This window comes from Aestuariivita boseongensis (assembly GCF_001262635.1).
Classification (GTDB): Bacteria; Pseudomonadota; Alphaproteobacteria; order Rhodobacterales; family Rhodobacteraceae; genus Aestuariivita; species Aestuariivita boseongensis.
Genome location: NZ_JXYH01000008.1, coordinates 1 through 15,070 on the forward strand (window position 1 = coordinate 1; position 15,070 = coordinate 15,070).

17 protein-coding genes are annotated in these 15,070 nt (G+C 59.9%); 7 read left to right on the forward strand and 10 right to left on the reverse strand.

Annotation, left to right across the window (positions count from 1 at the left end):
- Positions 1 to 139: 139 nt before the first annotated feature.
- Both TR61_RS04835 and TR61_RS04840 read right to left on the reverse strand, forming a co-directional pair.
- Entirely contained in the window at positions 140 to 763 is a 624-nt protein-coding gene (locus TR61_RS04835; protein WP_216595365.1) for a hypothetical protein, read from the reverse strand.
- 112 nt (positions 764 to 875) lie between these two features.
- Positions 876 to 3,212, reverse strand: a complete 2,337-nt coding sequence (locus TR61_RS04840; protein WP_050928554.1) for a DNA topoisomerase IV subunit A — start codon at positions 3,210 to 3,212, stop codon at positions 876 to 878.
- A 199-nt stretch (positions 3,213 to 3,411) separates the two neighbouring features.
- Between TR61_RS04840 and TR61_RS04845 the strand changes: the two genes are divergently transcribed.
- The 6 genes from TR61_RS04845 (at position 3,412) to TR61_RS04870 (ending at position 7,656) form a co-directional block, all read left to right on the forward strand.
- Positions 3,412 to 4,044 (forward strand): SH3 domain-containing protein, encoded by a 633-nt coding sequence (locus TR61_RS04845; protein ID WP_050928556.1) that lies wholly within the window; start codon positions 3,412 to 3,414, stop codon positions 4,042 to 4,044.
- A gap of 61 nt (positions 4,045 to 4,105) precedes the next feature.
- On the forward strand, positions 4,106 to 4,939 hold the full coding sequence (locus tag TR61_RS04850; protein WP_050928557.1) for an SDR family NAD(P)-dependent oxidoreductase: 834 nt from the start codon (positions 4,106 to 4,108) through the stop codon (positions 4,937 to 4,939).
- A 76-nt stretch (positions 4,940 to 5,015) separates the two neighbouring features.
- Complete coding sequence (locus TR61_RS04855) at positions 5,016 to 5,210, forward strand: twin transmembrane helix small protein (RefSeq protein ID WP_050928559.1); 195 nt, start codon at positions 5,016 to 5,018, stop codon at positions 5,208 to 5,210.
- Positions 5,211 to 5,221: 11 nt separating this feature from the next.
- Entirely contained in the window at positions 5,222 to 5,794 is a 573-nt protein-coding gene (locus tag TR61_RS04860) for a cob(I)yrinic acid a,c-diamide adenosyltransferase (protein WP_050928561.1), read from the forward strand.
- Positions 5,795 to 5,968: 174 nt separating this feature from the next.
- Positions 5,969 to 6,727 carry an electron transfer flavoprotein subunit beta/FixA family protein gene (locus tag TR61_RS04865; protein WP_050928563.1) on the forward strand — a complete coding sequence of 253 codons (759 nt, stop codon included), beginning with the start codon at positions 5,969 to 5,971 and terminating at the stop codon, positions 6,725 to 6,727.
- Positions 6,727 to 7,656, forward strand: coding sequence for an electron transfer flavoprotein subunit alpha/FixB family protein (locus TR61_RS04870; protein WP_050928565.1), 930 nt, complete (start codon positions 6,727 to 6,729; stop codon positions 7,654 to 7,656). Before TR61_RS04865 ends, TR61_RS04870 begins: the two co-directional genes overlap by 1 nt.
- A 59-nt stretch (positions 7,657 to 7,715) precedes the next feature.
- On the opposite strand, the gene TR61_RS04875 is transcribed toward TR61_RS04870, so the two are convergent.
- Positions 7,716 to 8,519: a DUF6473 family protein gene (locus tag TR61_RS04875; protein ID WP_050928567.1), complete on the reverse strand. Its 804-nt coding sequence runs from the start codon at positions 8,517 to 8,519 to the stop codon at positions 7,716 to 7,718.
- A 157-nt stretch (positions 8,520 to 8,676) separates the two neighbouring features.
- Between TR61_RS04875 and TR61_RS04880 the strand changes: the two genes are divergently transcribed.
- Entirely contained in the window at positions 8,677 to 9,558 is an 882-nt protein-coding gene (locus TR61_RS04880) for a 3-hydroxybutyryl-CoA dehydrogenase (RefSeq protein WP_050928569.1), read from the forward strand.
- Between the two features lie 12 nt (positions 9,559 to 9,570).
- Here TR61_RS04880 and TR61_RS04885 read toward each other — a convergent pair whose 3' ends face one another.
- From TR61_RS04885 to TR61_RS04915, 7 genes are read right to left on the reverse strand one after another with little or no spacing between them, the layout of a single operon-like run.
- Entirely contained in the window at positions 9,571 to 10,485 is a 915-nt protein-coding gene (locus tag TR61_RS04885; protein WP_050928773.1) for a lysophospholipid acyltransferase family protein, read from the reverse strand.
- 35 nt (positions 10,486 to 10,520) lie between these two features.
- The gene (locus TR61_RS04890) at positions 10,521 to 10,790 is read right to left on the reverse strand and encodes an HPr family phosphocarrier protein (protein ID WP_050928571.1); all 270 of its coding nucleotides are present in this window, start codon (positions 10,788 to 10,790) and stop codon (positions 10,521 to 10,523) included.
- 31 nt (positions 10,791 to 10,821) lie between these two features.
- Entirely contained in the window at positions 10,822 to 11,214 is a 393-nt protein-coding gene (locus tag TR61_RS04895) for a PTS sugar transporter subunit IIA (RefSeq protein ID WP_050928573.1), read from the reverse strand.
- The gene (gene rapZ, locus TR61_RS04900; RefSeq protein WP_050928575.1) at positions 11,211 to 12,134 is read right to left on the reverse strand and encodes an RNase adapter RapZ; all 924 of its coding nucleotides are present in this window, start codon (positions 12,132 to 12,134) and stop codon (positions 11,211 to 11,213) included. Before rapZ ends, TR61_RS04895 begins: the two co-directional genes overlap by 4 nt.
- Positions 12,119 to 12,568 carry an HPr kinase/phosphorylase gene (locus TR61_RS04905; RefSeq protein ID WP_050928577.1) on the reverse strand — a complete coding sequence of 150 codons (450 nt, stop codon included), beginning with the start codon at positions 12,566 to 12,568 and terminating at the stop codon, positions 12,119 to 12,121. Before TR61_RS04905 ends, rapZ begins: the two co-directional genes overlap by 16 nt.
- A 6-nt stretch (positions 12,569 to 12,574) precedes the next feature.
- Positions 12,575 to 14,281: an ATP-binding protein gene (locus TR61_RS04910; RefSeq protein WP_425394197.1), complete on the reverse strand. Its 1,707-nt coding sequence runs from the start codon at positions 14,279 to 14,281 to the stop codon at positions 12,575 to 12,577.
- A gap of 32 nt (positions 14,282 to 14,313) precedes the next feature.
- On the reverse strand, positions 14,314 to 15,015 hold the full coding sequence (locus TR61_RS04915) for a response regulator transcription factor (protein ID WP_050928581.1): 702 nt from the start codon (positions 15,013 to 15,015) through the stop codon (positions 14,314 to 14,316).
- Between the last annotated feature and the right edge of the window lie 55 nt (positions 15,016 to 15,070).

Consider the following 15,070-nt stretch of genomic DNA (forward strand, 5'->3'; position numbering starts at 1 on the left):
TTCAAACTTTTCCTTTGCCATCTGTCTTGGCGCCCTTTTGTCAAATGGGTTAAATCACCCGGTTTCCTCTGGGCGGGCGACATATTTGGTCTGATCAGGAAAATCAAGCGTCTGATGGCGCCCGGCGGGTGCGAAAGCCTCAGCTTTCTTCCTGCACCTCCTCCACATCCGTTTCAGCGGCTGTTTCGGTGTCGGACGTCTCCTCGCCCTCGGCCGGTTCGCGGGCGTCGAACCACCCCAAGGACCCGTGCTGACGCGACAGCCAGATCTCAAGCTGGCGCGCGGCGTTGAAAGACAGGTTTTCCAGTTGCTCTTCGCGCGTATTGGCCAGACCCGAGCCGATAACCGCCCCTTCATCAGCCGCTTCGAAAATCAACATCTGATGGGGTTCTTCATTCAGTTTTTTTGCCGCGGCATCATCCCAAATCGTGATATTGATCACCAAGGCAGATTTCGGCGACGCGACCAGAGGGATACCCGGAGGGGCCAGCATATAGCCTTCCACCGACACGCCGAAATGATAGAGCTGATCACCCTCATACCGGCTGAAGCGCTCCTCGAACGCATTGGTCAGCGAGGTCACCCATTCCTCTTCCGTGGCCTCGCGCGAACCGGGCACGGCCTTCATCTTGGATGCGATGACGATGTTATGGGCCAGGCGAAATTCACCCAGATCGGCCACCTTACTGTCTTCGACGCTTTTTGCGCCGCAGCCTGCCAGAAGGACCAGAACAGAAATCCATGCAAAAAGTCGCGCCATCATGGCCCCCAATCTCGTTTCTCAAAGTGTTAGCCACAATCGGGTGGAGGTGCAAATCCCTGAACACGGCGTTGGCGGCATTCCTACCCTTCGCAGGCCAAAGCCCCCAATAAGATCAGCCGAACTTGTAATCCTTGGGAAAGCCATGCGGCGGACGTTTGCCGACGCCGGCGCGCTTGCCCAGCCATTCGGACATGTCCGGTTCATGCCGCGTCTTGCCGCCGCCCATGCCCCAGCGCAGCCCGTCTCCCCAGGCGAAGGTCGTCAGGTCGGACAACCCGCCATCCAGCTCAAGCGAGCCCTGCTTGCCGCGCGCCATGTTGTATTTCTGAAGTCGCACGCCCTTGCCGCGCCCCATCTCGGGCAGCTCGGCCAGCGGGAAGACCAGGAACTTGCCGTTTTGCGACACGACGGCCACGTGATCGCCTTCCACCGGACGCACCACCGCCGCCCGGTCTTCATCTTTGACGTTCAGAACCTGTTTGCCCGCGCGGGTCTGGGCCACAACGTCACTCTCGGGCACCAAGAACCCGTTTCCAGCGGTCGAAGCCACGATCAGCTTGCCTTCAGACTTGTGAATGAACAGGTCGATGATCTCGGCCTCGTTCGGCAGATCGACCATCAGGCGCACCGGCTCGCCCATGCCGCGCCCGCCGGGCAGGTTCGCCGCGCTGAGCGTGTAAAACCGCCCATTCGACCCAAACAGGATCAGCTTGTCGGTGGTTTCGGCATGGAAGATGAAACGCGGGCCGTCACCATCCTTGAATTTCAGCTCGCGGGTCAGGTCGATATGGCCGGTCATGGCGCGGATCCAGCCCATTTTCGAACAGACAACCGTGATGGGTTCGCGCTCGATCATGGCTTCCAGCGGAACGTCTTCCACCTCACCCGCTTCTTCCAGCGTGGTGCGCCGCGCGCCGCCGTCATAATCCTTGCCGAACTGCTTTTTGGTTTCTTTCAGCTGTTCGGCGATCTTGTCCCATTGCAGCGCTTCGCTTTCCAACAAGTCTTCAAGCCCAGCGCGTTCTTCCATCAGCTCGGCCTGTTCGCGCAGCAATTCCAGCTCTTCCAGCCGCCGCAGGCTGCGCAGGCGCATGTTCAGGATCGCATCGACCTGCACCTCGCTCAACTCGCCTTCGCCCGGCGCCGGCGAGACATAATCGGCCTCGTTCATGGCGCGCACATGATGCTTCGACCAGTCTTCGCGCATCAAGGCGGCCTTCGGATCATCGTCATAGCGGATGATGTCGATCACCCGATCAAGGTTCAGGAAGGCGACGATGAAGCCTTCCAGCACCTCAAGGCGGTGGTCGATCTTTTCCATCCGGTGGGTCGAACGCCGGATCAGCACCTCACGGCGGAAATCAAGGAAAGCGCGCAGCACCTCCTTCATCGAGCAGACCTTCGGTGTGACCCCATCGATCAGTACGTTCATGTTCAGCGAAAACCGCACCTCAAGGTCCGAGTTGCGGTAGAGCATGCCCATCAGAACTTCCGCGTCCACGTTCTTGGACTTCGGCTCAAGGATCAGGCGGATATCATCCGCGCTTTCATCGCGCACATCGCCCAGGATCGGGATTTTCTTGGTCTGGATCAGCTCGGCGATCTTTTCGATCAGCTTGGATTTCTGAACCTGATAGGGGATCTCGGTGACGACGATCTGCCACTGGCCGCGGCCCAGATCCTCGACCTCGTACCGGCAGCGCAGGCGGAACGATCCGCGCCCCGTTTTGTAGGCCTGCGCGATCGTCTCGCGGTTGTCGACAAGAATGCCGCCCGTCGGAAAATCGGGGCCCGGCACATAATTCAGAAGCGTGTCGTCACGCGCATCGGGCGTCTTGATCAGATGCAGGCAGGCGTCGCAAAGCTCGGCAATGTTGTGGGGCGGGATGTTGGTCGCCATGCCCACCGCGATGCCCGACGCACCGTTGGCCAGAAGGTTTGGAAACTGCGCCGGCAGAACGACGGGTTCGGTCAGCGTGCCGTCGTAGTTATCGCGGAAATCGACGGCGTTCTCGTTCAACCCTTCAAGCAGCGCCTCGGCCACGATGGTCATGCGCGCTTCGGTGTAACGCGACGCCGCAGGGTTATCGCCGTCGATATTGCCGAAATTCCCCTGACCATCGACCAGCGGGTAACGGACGTTGAAATCCTGCGCCAGCCGCGCCATCGCGTCATAGATCGCGGCATCGCCATGCGGGTGGTAGTTACCCATCACATCGCCCGAGATCTTGGCCGACTTCCGGAACCCGCCATTCGACGACAGGCGCAATTCGCGCATCGCAAACAGGATTCGGCGGTGAACCGGCTTCAGACCGTCACGCGCATCGGGCAAAGCGCGGTGCATGATGGTGGACAGAGCATAGGTCAGGTACCGCTCGCCAATCGCGCGGCGCAGCGGTTCAGCCACCTCAGACGGGTTGATATTGGGGTCGTCCACCAAATCAGTCATAGATGATGTGATACGCGGCGGATTTGATCAGGTAAAGCGGCTGCCGCGTCGAACGGTCATTTTTCCCACACCGACAGGCTGACGAAATTTTTCCCCGTGAAACCGGGCGTCGAATCGGTTTTTCGAGTACCTTGGGAACCATAGCTGCAAAAATTGCGTTCCTGTCTCGTACCAGTTGTCTGCCCTGGGGTTTAGAAAAGTGAAGTATATCATTGTCTGTTTCGCCTTCATGGCGTTAGCGTTTTATGAACTTAGCGGAGGTGACAATTTCGTTCCGCGAAAGGCCGAACTGATGGCTGCGGCCAAGGCCGAGCAGGCCAAGAAAGACTCCGACCGTCAGGCACGTCTCGCCTCCGTCGAGCCAGAGCAGGTCCAACTTCCCAAGGCCGTTGAAGAAGTGAAACTCAGCAAGGCGCCGGACGCGGTCGTAACCAGGGCCGCCGTGACCGACCAGAACGTGACCGTCGCCACCGCAGCTCTGGCCAGTGAAGAATCTGCGCAGGGTGCGGTGCCCACAACACTCATCTCACTCGAACAAAGCGGAGAGATGTTTGCGCGGCCGCTGACCCAGCTTGGTGCGACGCCAGCGGAAGCACGGCCGCGTATGATTACGCAACCCCAACCGCAGGCGGACCTGCGCGAAGTGGCGGGATCGCGCGTCAATATGCGCTCGGGCCCTGGCACTGGTTACGACGTCCTGACCAGTTTGACACAGGGCACCGAAGTCGAAGTCATCGAATCCGACGGTGCCGGTTGGGTGAAACTGCGCGCAGTCGATGAAGACATCGTCGGATGGATGGCGGAATACCTGCTGACCGAACCCACCGGTTGATTGCCAATCCTTCGAAATCACGCCAGAACGGCCCCGTGACACGAATTGCGGGGCTTTTTTCATGGGTCAGAAGACCATTTTGATCACTGGCTGTTCTTCGGGCATTGGCGAAGACGCGGCACATGCCCTGAAAACGCGCGGCTGGCGCGTCTTTGCCTCATGCCGGAGGGAAGCGGATTGCGAGGCTTTGCGCGCTCAGGGGTTTGACAGTCCTCGGATTGATTACACCGACGAAGCCACCATCACCTCAGGTCTGGCCGAAGTGCTGGAGGCCACCGGCGGCACGCTGGATGCGCTGTTCAACAACGGGGCCCACGGCTTCTTCGGCGCAGTTGAGGATCTGCCGACCCAAGGCCTGCGCGAAATCTTCGAAACCAATTTCTTCGGCTGGCACGAATTGACCCGGCAGGTTCTGCCCGTCATGCGTGCGCAGGGCCATGGGCGCATCCTGCAGTGTTCCTCGACGCTGGGCTTCACATATATCCCCTGGCGCGGTGCCTATGCTGCCACCAAACGCGCGCTTGAGGCGATCAGCGACACGCTCAGGATCGAAATGCGCGGCACCGGCGTGCACGTGGTTCTGATCGAACCCGGGCCCATCACCACCATGTTCCGTGAAAAAGGCATCCCCTTCTTCGAACGCTGGATCGACTGGGAGAATTCCCCCCGCCGTGCGCAGTATGAAAATGGGTTGGTCAAACGGCTTTACGAAGGCAGCGGCAAGAAAGACCTGTTCGAACTTCCCGCCTCTGCCGTCACCGCAAAGGTTATCCGCGCACTTGAAGCGCCCAACCCAAGGCCACGCTACCGGATCACGGGGGCCACGCATATCGCTGCCATCCTGCATCGCACCCTGCCAGATCGTGCACTTGACGCCATCGCAACGCGGATTTGACGAAAACCGGTTCGCTTTTCTGCCTCAAACGACTAGATGACCCCGGACACAGGAAGCCAATTCAGGGAGCGCATCGTTGGATCCCCTTTTCATACTCATTCTGCTGGCCGTCACGGCTGTGGTCATCGTCCTGATGATCGGCATTGGCGGGTTCGCCAAAGGCGGCGCCTTCAACCACAAATACGGGAACAAGATGATGCGCCTGCGGCTGGTGGCCCAGTTCATCGCAGTCGTCCTGATCCTGGCTTATGTCTATTTCAGCGCATCCTGAGGAAAACGCAGATGGTCGTACTGAACAAGATCTACACGAAAACAGGTGACGCCGGTGAAACCGCCCTTGGAAACGGGGCGCGGGTTGCCAAACACGCCATGCGCGTGACCGCTTATGGCACCACGGACGAGTTAAACGCCTTTGTCGGCATGGCGCGGCTTGAGGCCAGCGGCGACATGGACGCCCAGCTTGAACGCATCCAAAATGACCTGTTCGATCTGGGCGCGGATCTGTGCCGCCCAGACATGGAAAAAGATGCCGAGGCCGAATACCCGCCCCTGCGTATCATCGCCTCCCAGGTAACGCGTCTGGAAAGCGAGATTGACGCGATGAACGCCAATCTGGAAGCGCTTCGCAGTTTCATCCTGCCTGGCGGATCGCGTCTGGCGGCGGCCCTTCATGTCTGCCGCACCGTCGCGCGTCGGGCCGAACGGCTGTCGGTAGAGCTTGCCACGATGGAAGCGGTCAATCCCGAAGCGGTCAAATATCTCAACCGTCTCAGCGATTGGTTCTTCGTCGCCGCGCGCACCGCGAATAACGGCGGTAAGGACGATGTGCTGTGGGTGCCGGGGGCAAATCGCTGAACCGGCAAAACTTGCCTTACGTAAACTGGCTTCACGTCAATTACGCGACGTCTCCAGACCGAAAGGTGACGATTTTACCCTGTTTCCCGCGCCATCGCATGGTTATCAAATGCGCAAGCTAACCCAAGACCCGATTCACAAAGCGATCGGGCCCTAGTGAGGAGAAAGACGCTTATGAAGGTGTTGGTACCTGTCAAACGCGTGATCGACTATAACGTGAAAGTCCGTGTGAAAGCGGACGGATCGGGCGTTGATCTTGCAAACGTAAAAATGTCGATGAACCCCTTCGACGAGATTGCCGTCGAAGAGGCCATCCGCCTGAAAGAAGCAGGCAAGGCGGAAGAGGTTGTGGCCGTCTCCATCGGTGTGAAGCAGGCTCAGGAAACGCTTCGCACGGCGCTGGCCATGGGCGCGGACCGCGCGATCCTGGTGGTTGCCGCTGACGACGTGCATCAGGACATCGAACCGCTGGCCGTTGCCAAGATCCTCAAAGCCGTCATCGACGAGGAACAGCCGGGCCTCGTTCTGGCGGGCAAGCAGGCTATTGACAATGACATGAACGCCACCGGCCAGATGCTGTCGGCCCTGCTGGGCTGGAGCCAGGCCACCTTCGCCTCCAAACTGGACATCGAAGGCGATCACGCCGTGGTCACGCGCGAAGTGGACGGCGGTCTGCAAACGATCAAGGTCACCATGCCCACCATCGTCACCGTGGACCTGCGCCTGAACGAGCCGCGCTATGCCTCGCTGCCGAACATCATGAAGGCCAAGAAAAAGCCGCTGGATGAGAAAACCGCCGCCGATTACGGCGTGGATGTCACTCCGCGTCTGGAAGTCGTCAAAACCGAAGAGCCCGCGGCACGCGAAGCAGGCATCAAGGTTGGCTCGGTCGACGAGCTGGTAGAGAAACTCAAAGAAGCGGGGGCTGTGTAATGGCTGTCCTTCTTCTCGCAGAAATCAATGATGGCGAACTGAGCATGGATGCCACCGCAAAAGCGGTGAGCGCGGCCAAATCGCTGGGTGATGTGACCGTTCTGGCCGTGGGCGCAACCTGCGCCGATGCTGCCGCTCAGGCAGCCACCATCGACGGCGTCGCCAAAGTGCTGTGCGCCGAAGACGCGCTTTACGGCAAACGTCTGGCCGAACCGGCTGCCGCGCTGATCGCGTCGCTGGCGGGCGATTACGAACACATCGTTGCCCCGGCCACCACGGATGCCAAGAACATCATGCCGCGCGTTGCAGCGCTGCTGGATGTGATGGTGATTTCGGACGCCTCCGGTGTTGTCGACGGCTCGACCTTCGAACGCCCGATCTATGCCGGTAACGCCATCCAGACTGTCAAATCGTCGGATGCGAAAAAGGTCATCACCTTCCGCACCTCGACCTTCGACGCGGCAGGCACCGGCGGTTCGGCTTCCGTCGAAAACATTTCGGCCGCGGATAACCCCGCGCTGTCGGAATGGGTCGAAGACAAAGTGGCTGAGAGCGATCGTCCCGAACTGACCTCGGCCGGGATCGTCGTCTCGGGCGGCCGTGGCGTCGGGTCGGAAGAAGACTTCGCCATGATCGAAAAACTGGCCGACAAGCTGGGTGCCGCTGTTGGCGCCTCGCGCGCTGCTGTTGACTCGGGCTATGCTCCGAACGACTGGCAAGTTGGTCAGACCGGCAAGGTCGTCGCGCCCGAGCTTTATATCGCCGTCGGCATTTCTGGTGCGATCCAGCACCTGGCGGGCATGAAGGATTCGAAGATCATCGTCGCGATCAACAAGGACGAAGAGGCGCCCATCTTCCAGGTCGCCGATTACGGTCTTGTTGCCGACCTTTTCGACGCCGTGCCCGAGCTGACAGACAAGCTGGGTTAAAACCGGCGCAACCAGATAAAGCCCCCGGCAGCCTGCCTGCCGGGGGCTTTTTTTGTCCTTCAGATATGTTCGGCGATGGCTGCGCTTAGCGCTTTGGCGATCTGTTGATGGGTTTCCACACCCAGCATCTCGGACGCGACTGCGGCGTCCATCGGGTCATGCACCATCCCGGCCAAGTTCCTGCCAGCCCGGTTGGCCACAACCTCGACCACGCCCAACGTGGCGCTGGACAGGTCGGCTACCATATCGGCACCAACGAAAAGCGGCTCTGCCCCCAAACCCTTGGGCATTTCCTCCCGCAGCCACAGCAGCAGAACCGGCCCGTCAATCGTCTGCAACATCAGCCGCATGCGGGCCGCCCAGGCCTGCTGCAGTTCGTCGCGCAAAAGGTTGAACCGGTTCGCCCCGACCATCCTCAAGGTGGACAGCATATGCTTGTTGAAGCTGAAATCGGTGAAATCCACCTCGTGATAAAGCGATTTCAAAACGCTTGACGGACCAAGGAAGCGATCATTCCGGCGCGGATGAACCCGATAAAACCGGTTCGACATATTCTGCGCCGCCATGACATGCAGCACCGTCAGACGCGCCCCCTTGGCCAAAGACATCACGTCCGGATCATACAGAAACGCGTCAATCCCCGCATTCTGATGCCCCAGGTTCAGCACCGGCAGACCGCAGGCCTCCTCAACCAGATCGGTAAAGGGCCGCTCGATAAAGCGGCCATAAACCTCCGACCCGCCCAGAACCGCGATATACGGACCATCCGTCGATTTCTTCGGCCCGCGAAACATCAATTTCGACGTGCCATATTGGCACGGCGCATAGTCGAGCGCATCCGCCCGGCTGGCAGCAAAACTCATCCGAGTCACCCTGATTTCTCACCCTTGCCCCACAATCGCGCCGATATCTTTCGAAACCTCTAAGCTTCGGATTTTCTGCAAATTCTCGGAACGCGGCGCCACTTGCTGCGGCGTGCCTGCGCGCCTATTGTTGCGTGACTTTGAAATGGGGGCGCAGATGGCGACGGATATCAGGACAATCGGTGTGATCGGAGCAGGCCAGATGGGCAACGGGATCGCTCATGTGATGGCGCTGGCCGACTACGATGTGCTGCTTACCGATGTCAGCCAGGATGCGCTGGACAACGCTATTGAACTGATCAAGGGCAATCTGGCTCGTCAGGCCAGCCGCGGCAAGATCAGCGACGAGGCGATGGAAAAGGCCCTGTCACGGATCAAGACCACCCTGGCCCTGCCCGAATTGGGCCAGACCGATCTGGTGATCGAAGCGGCAACCGAACGCGAAAGCGTCAAACAGGCGATTTTCGAAGACCTGCTGCCGCATCTGAAGCCCGAAACGATCCTGACCTCGAACACCTCGTCTATCTCGATCACGCGTCTGGCCAGCCGCACCGACCGCCCGGAACGGTTCATGGGCTTTCACTTCATGAACCCGGTTCCGGTGATGCAGCTGGTCGAGCTGATCCGCGGCATCGCCACCGATGAAGAAACTTTCGCCGCTTGCAAGGCCGTGGTCGACCGGCTGGGCAAAACCGCCGCCAGCGCCGAGGATTTCCCCGCCTTCATAGTCAACCGCATCCTGATGCCGATGATCAACGAAGCCGTCTATACCCTTTACGAAGGAGTGGGGTCGGTCCAATCCATCGACCAGTCGATGAAGCTGGGCGCCAATCACCCGATGGGGCCGCTGGAACTGGCCGATTTCATCGGGCTGGACACCTGCCTTGCTATCATGAACGTGCTGCATGACGGGCTGGCCGATACCAAATACCGCCCCTGTCCGCTTTTGACGAAATATGTCGAAGCCGGCTGGCTGGGCCGCAAGACCCAGCGCGGGTTTTATGACTATCGCGGAGAGGTTCCGGTGCCGACGCGCTGATCGCGCGCCCTCTCAGACGTGGTCAGGGTTATCGGACAATGACATCGTATGCGCGCGCAGCCAGGCCATGAAGCCGCGCGGATCGGTCTCAAGCCGGGCCATCTGTTCCTCGGTCAGCGGTTTTCCGACAATCGGGGCCTGCGGTTTGTGGCAGGACCGCACGATCTCATGCAGCAACAACCCCTGCCGCAGGATCGGAGAGATCCGGTTGGCGATCTGATAAGCTCGCGAATTCGACCCGGGGAAGAAAATCGGCACGACCCGCGCACCCGACCGGCGGATCATCTTTGCGGTGAAGACGTTCCACTCCCGTTCAATCGCCGGGCCGAACCATGTGTCCGACGACATCACAACGCCGGACGGAAACAGCGCGACAACACCGCCTTCGCCCAGATGGGCCATGGCCGCGGATCGCATCTCGACCATCTTTTTCTGGGCCTCGGGGTCATGCGGAAAGGGCACCGGGATCATGAAAGACGTTGCCGCCTCATCCAGCCCTGTCAGGACCGAGCGGGTCAGAATACGGTAATCCAGCCGCACGCGCCCAATCAGATCGGCAAAGATCATCCCGTCGACCATCCCATGGGGGTGGTTCGCCACGACAACCACGGGGCCATCCTTGGGGATGTTTTCCAACTGCTCCGGCGGCGTCAGAAGGTCGATTCCCATCGTGTTCAGCGCACCGCGCCAGAAGTGCTGGCCGCGATAATTCGCGTTCTGCTTTTCGAACTTGTTGACCATGCGCAGGATGGTCAGTTTCCCCGTCATCCACTCGATCGCCTTGATCGCATTCGCAGTCCAGGCATCATCAAAGGAATTTGCATAGGTCAGCGACCTGCGGTCATAGACCTCAATGGTTTCACTGTCAGGTTTCGCCTGACCAGCAGCGGACCTCTGCGTGTCGCCGTTTTGCGCCGTGTCTACCACGTTTGTCACCCCGTGCGCGCCATCCCCATGCGCGTTCAGTAGCCTTCGCCAAACTTATCTGCCACCAAAGCCTCAAGCGCGTCAGCAAGTGCTTCAGCATCGGGCCCTGACGTCTCTACGTCAATACTTGTCCCTTTGGCGGCCGCCAGCATCAGCAATCCCATAATACTGTCGCCGGACGCAGACAAGCCATCCCGGGATACTTCGGCGCTGGCGTCAAACCCTTCCACAACCTCGACCAGCTTGGCCGATGCGCGGGCGTGAAGCCCCTTTTCATTGATGATATTCAGTGTCCGGCGCACCATGATGGTTGTGTCTTTCTGTCCCCTGCGCCGCTCAATGGGCGCTTATGTTCTGGCTGTCGATGTATTTCTTACCAGCCTCCAGCGCGGCGCGTACAGCGTCGCCCAAAGGCTTTTGGCGGCTTTTGGCCAGTTTGATCAGCATCGGCAGATTGGCCCCATACATGATCCGTCGGTTTTCCGGCCGGCAGGCCAGCATCGACAGGTTGGATGGCGAACCGCCAAAAATGTCCGTGACAACAACCACGCCATCGCCGGTATCCACCGCGTTCGCAGCCTCGCAGATCTCGATCTCCTTGGCGCCGCGGTCATGGTCGGCCTCGATGGAAATCGCCTTGATGCCGGGCTGCTTGCCGACCACATGTTCGACCGCTGCCAGATACTCTCTGGCCAGCCCCCCATGTGCGACAATCACAATCCCGATCAATCCGGTCTCTTTCCCATTTCCGCGCCGGTGTTCCGACGCTCCAGTTCCCGGTGCCGTATAGACACCTGACGACCCGCCTTTGCAAGCTCGGCCCCCAAAGCCTCGGCCAGCGTCACCGATCTGTGTTGCCCGCCCGTGCAGCCAAAGGCAACAGACAGATGCGACTTGCCCTCCTCCAGATAGGCCGGCAAGAGAAGGTTCATCAAACCGGACACCTGATCGAAGAAAGCAGCAAAGCGCGGGTCGCCGGCCACATGCGCCTGCACGGCAGCATCCCGGCCATCTAGTGCACGCAGCTCGGGGTTCCAATAGGGATTTGCCAGAAACCTGCAGTCAAAGACCATGTCGATGCCCCGCGGCAACCCCCGCTTGTAGGAAAACGACTGGACCGAGATCGCAAGCTCACGTTTCCCATCCACGCCATACCACTGCTCGATCTCTTCGCGCAGCTGGTGCACGTTCATCTCGGACGTGTCGATCAGCGTGTCAGAGCGGGCGCGGATCGGTTGCAGCAGTTCCAGCTCCTTATCGACACCGATCGCGGGGCTTTCGGCGGGTGCCAGCGGGTGCCGCCTGCGGGTTTCGGAAAAGCGGCGGATCAGAACCTCGGCATTGCAGTCCAGATACAGCACCGACAGGTCATTGCCGCGTTCAGCGCTTAACCGGTCGATCACTTCGATCAACCCGGCAACCGAAAAATCGCGGTTGCGTACGTCGATCCCCAAGGCCATGGCGCGATCATCGGCATGTTTGCTGTCCAGAAGGCTGGGCAACAGCCGCATCGGGATATTGTCGATGCTTTCAAACCCCAGGTCTTCCAGCACTGCGATGGCGGTGGAGCGCCCGGCGCCGGAGGGCCCGGTGACAAGAACCAGCCGTGCAGCGGACGGGCGGGAAGGTGGGTTCAACTTGGGGTCCATGGGCCTGACGACAGATATTGCATGAGTGCTGCCGCGAAATGTGGCGCGGCAGAGCCGTGAAGCAAAGGCAATTCCTGCCCCAAAAGGTCGCAGCTTCGCGCTTGGGGCAGACGTTCGGTCTCTTGGTGGTCCAAATCGACGATCAATACGATGGGGCTGGGCGGGGCGATCCTGGCTTGCAGGATGCCGACAAAGCGCGCCTCGATCGCACCCAGGATCGCCTGCGGGGCATAAGCAATAACCGCGCCGGTCCGCCTGATCAGACAGGTCCGGTCATCGGCGACCAGCTCTGCACGGCGGTGGATCATCTCAAGCGCAAGCGCGGATTTGCCCCGACCTGCGGCACCACGGATCAGCACCGCGCGACCCTCAAGGGCGACACAGCTGGCATGGATGATCAGATCGGGTTCAGGCCGGATATGCGCCGCGCTCATGGCGCGTCAGACCGGAAGGCCCACAACAAACCGCGCGCCCAAAGGCTCTGATGTGATGTCGGCGTCGGTCGGGCGAATGTTCTCGGCCCAGATCACACCGCCATGGGCTTCGACAATCTGTTTGGAGATCGCCAGGCCCAGTCCGGAGTTGTTCCCGAAATGCTCTTCCGGGCGCTGCGAATAAAACCGCTTGAAAATTTTCGTCAGCGCCTGGTCGGGGATGCCGGGGCCGGTGTCTTCCACCACCACCAGAACCCGGTTCTCGCGTTTGCGCGCCCAGACCCGGATCGCATCGCCATCCTCGCAGAAGGAAATCGCATTGGTGATCAGGTTCACGAAAACCTGCGCCAGACGTGCCTCCAGCCCGTTCACCATGATCGGATTGGCAGGCAGATCGGTAATGTATTCGATCCCTTTCGAGCGGGCGTCTTCGCCCAGATACTGGTTGAGATTGTCCAGCATCTGGAGGAGGTCGAACTCTTCTTCCTCCTCCTTCACCAGCTCGCTATCAAGCCGGGAGGCGTTGGAGATATCGCTGACCAGACGGTCCAGCCGGCGCACATCATGCTCGATCACATCCAGCAGTTTTTCCCGCTGATCGTCGCGTTTGACCATGCGCAACGTACCCACGGCGCTGCGCAGGCTGGCCAGCGGGTTCTTGATTTCATGGGCAACATCCGCCGCGAATTGCTCGTTCCCCTCGATCCGGTTGTAAAGCGCCGACACCATGCCGCGCAGCGCGCCGGACAGGCGGCCGATCTCATCGGGGCGCGCGGTCAGGTCGGGAATGCGGATGCGGCTGTGGCGCATCTTGCGCGCGTCGCGGTCGCGGCCCAGTTCGGCAGCTTCGGCCAGATCCGACAGCGGGTTGGCGATGGTAGAGGCCAGAACAAGGCTCAGCCCGATCGACACCAGCGTGGCGATGATGAACATTTGCAGCATCCGCTCCCGCTCGGCGCGGACGATGGCCTCGATCTCACCGGCAGGGCTCACCACGGCGACAATGCCGATGGGCGTTGAACTTTGCAGGATCGGACTGGTCGCGGCGAAAACCGCGCCCTCGGCACTGTCAAGATTGGTCCGGATCTGCAATCCGCCAGTCACCGTCGGTTCAACCAGTGTGGCCAACTGTTCTGTCAGCGGCGCCGGCTCAACCGGATCCGTTGGTACGATCGAGCCAAACATGGTCCAAAGCGCCGTCAGCCCATCGATAATGAAGGTCGGCCCCGTGTCGGTGTCAAACAGGCCGTCAATTCCCGCGCCCATGCCACCGCCCTTGACGCCGGCGATCGGATTGCCCGACGCATCGAACACAAACGCCTGCAACCCGCGCTGCAAGGTAAGTCCTTCCAGGGTGGCCTGCACGTCAATACCGTCGCCTGATGCCAGGTTGACTGGCGCACCCGCAGGCAGTGCAACCTCCAGCACGTCCGAGATCAGCGCCGCATCACTCAGTAAGGTTGCGCTGCGCTGTTCCACGAAACTGTCACGCGCCGCGCTCAGATACAGGATACCTGCCGCCAGCACGTTCAGCGCAATCAGGTTGAACATGATGATGCGCCGCGTGAGGGGCGAGCTTTTCAAAGACAAATAACCGCGCCGGGCGCGGTTATTCTGCATCTCACGCTCAACGGTGCTGTCCGGCGCGACCCAGTCGTCGCCTAGAACAACGTCACCGCTGCGATCCATCCGAGGGGGGCTTGTGTCGCGCACAAACGTCCTTTCCGATTTGCCCGTTCTGGGCACTATTCCTCGTTGTACCGGTAGCCAATCCCGTAGAGGGTCTCAATGGCCGAAAATTCATCGTCGACGCTGCGCATTTTCTTGCGCAACCGCTTGATATGGCTGTCGATGGTCCGATCATCCACATAGACCTGATCGTCATAGGCCACGTCCATCAGCTGGTCGCGGCTTTTGACAAAACCCGGGCGTTGCGCAAGGGCTTGCAGCAGCAGGAATTCCGTCACCGTCAACGAAACATCCCGGTCTTTCCACGTCACCGCATGACGCAGCGGGTCCATGCGCAGATGCCCACGTTCCATCACCTTGGTTTCGGGGGTGTCGCCCACGATATCGCCATCGACAGCTTCCTGACGGCGCAACAGCGCGCGGATCCGTTCGACCAGCAGACGTTGCGAGAAGGGCTTCTTGACATAATCGTCCGCGCCCATGCGCAGGCCCAGAACCTCGTCAATCTCGTCATCTTTCGAAGTCAGGAAAATGACCGGCATGGTGGTCTTCTGTCGCAAACGCTGCAGCAGATCCATACCGTCCATGCGCGGCATCTTGATGTCCAGGACAGCCATGTCCGGGAGCTTCTTGTTAAACGCATCGAGAGCGGCCTGCCCGTCGTTATACGTCTCAACCTCGAAGCCTTCGGCTTCGAGAGTCATCGACACCGACGTCAGGATATTCCTGTCGTCGTCCACCAATGCAATTCTAGACATTCCATGTGCCCTTATACTGCTCTTTGACCTGCTTTTTTCATTATTCATCGCCTTT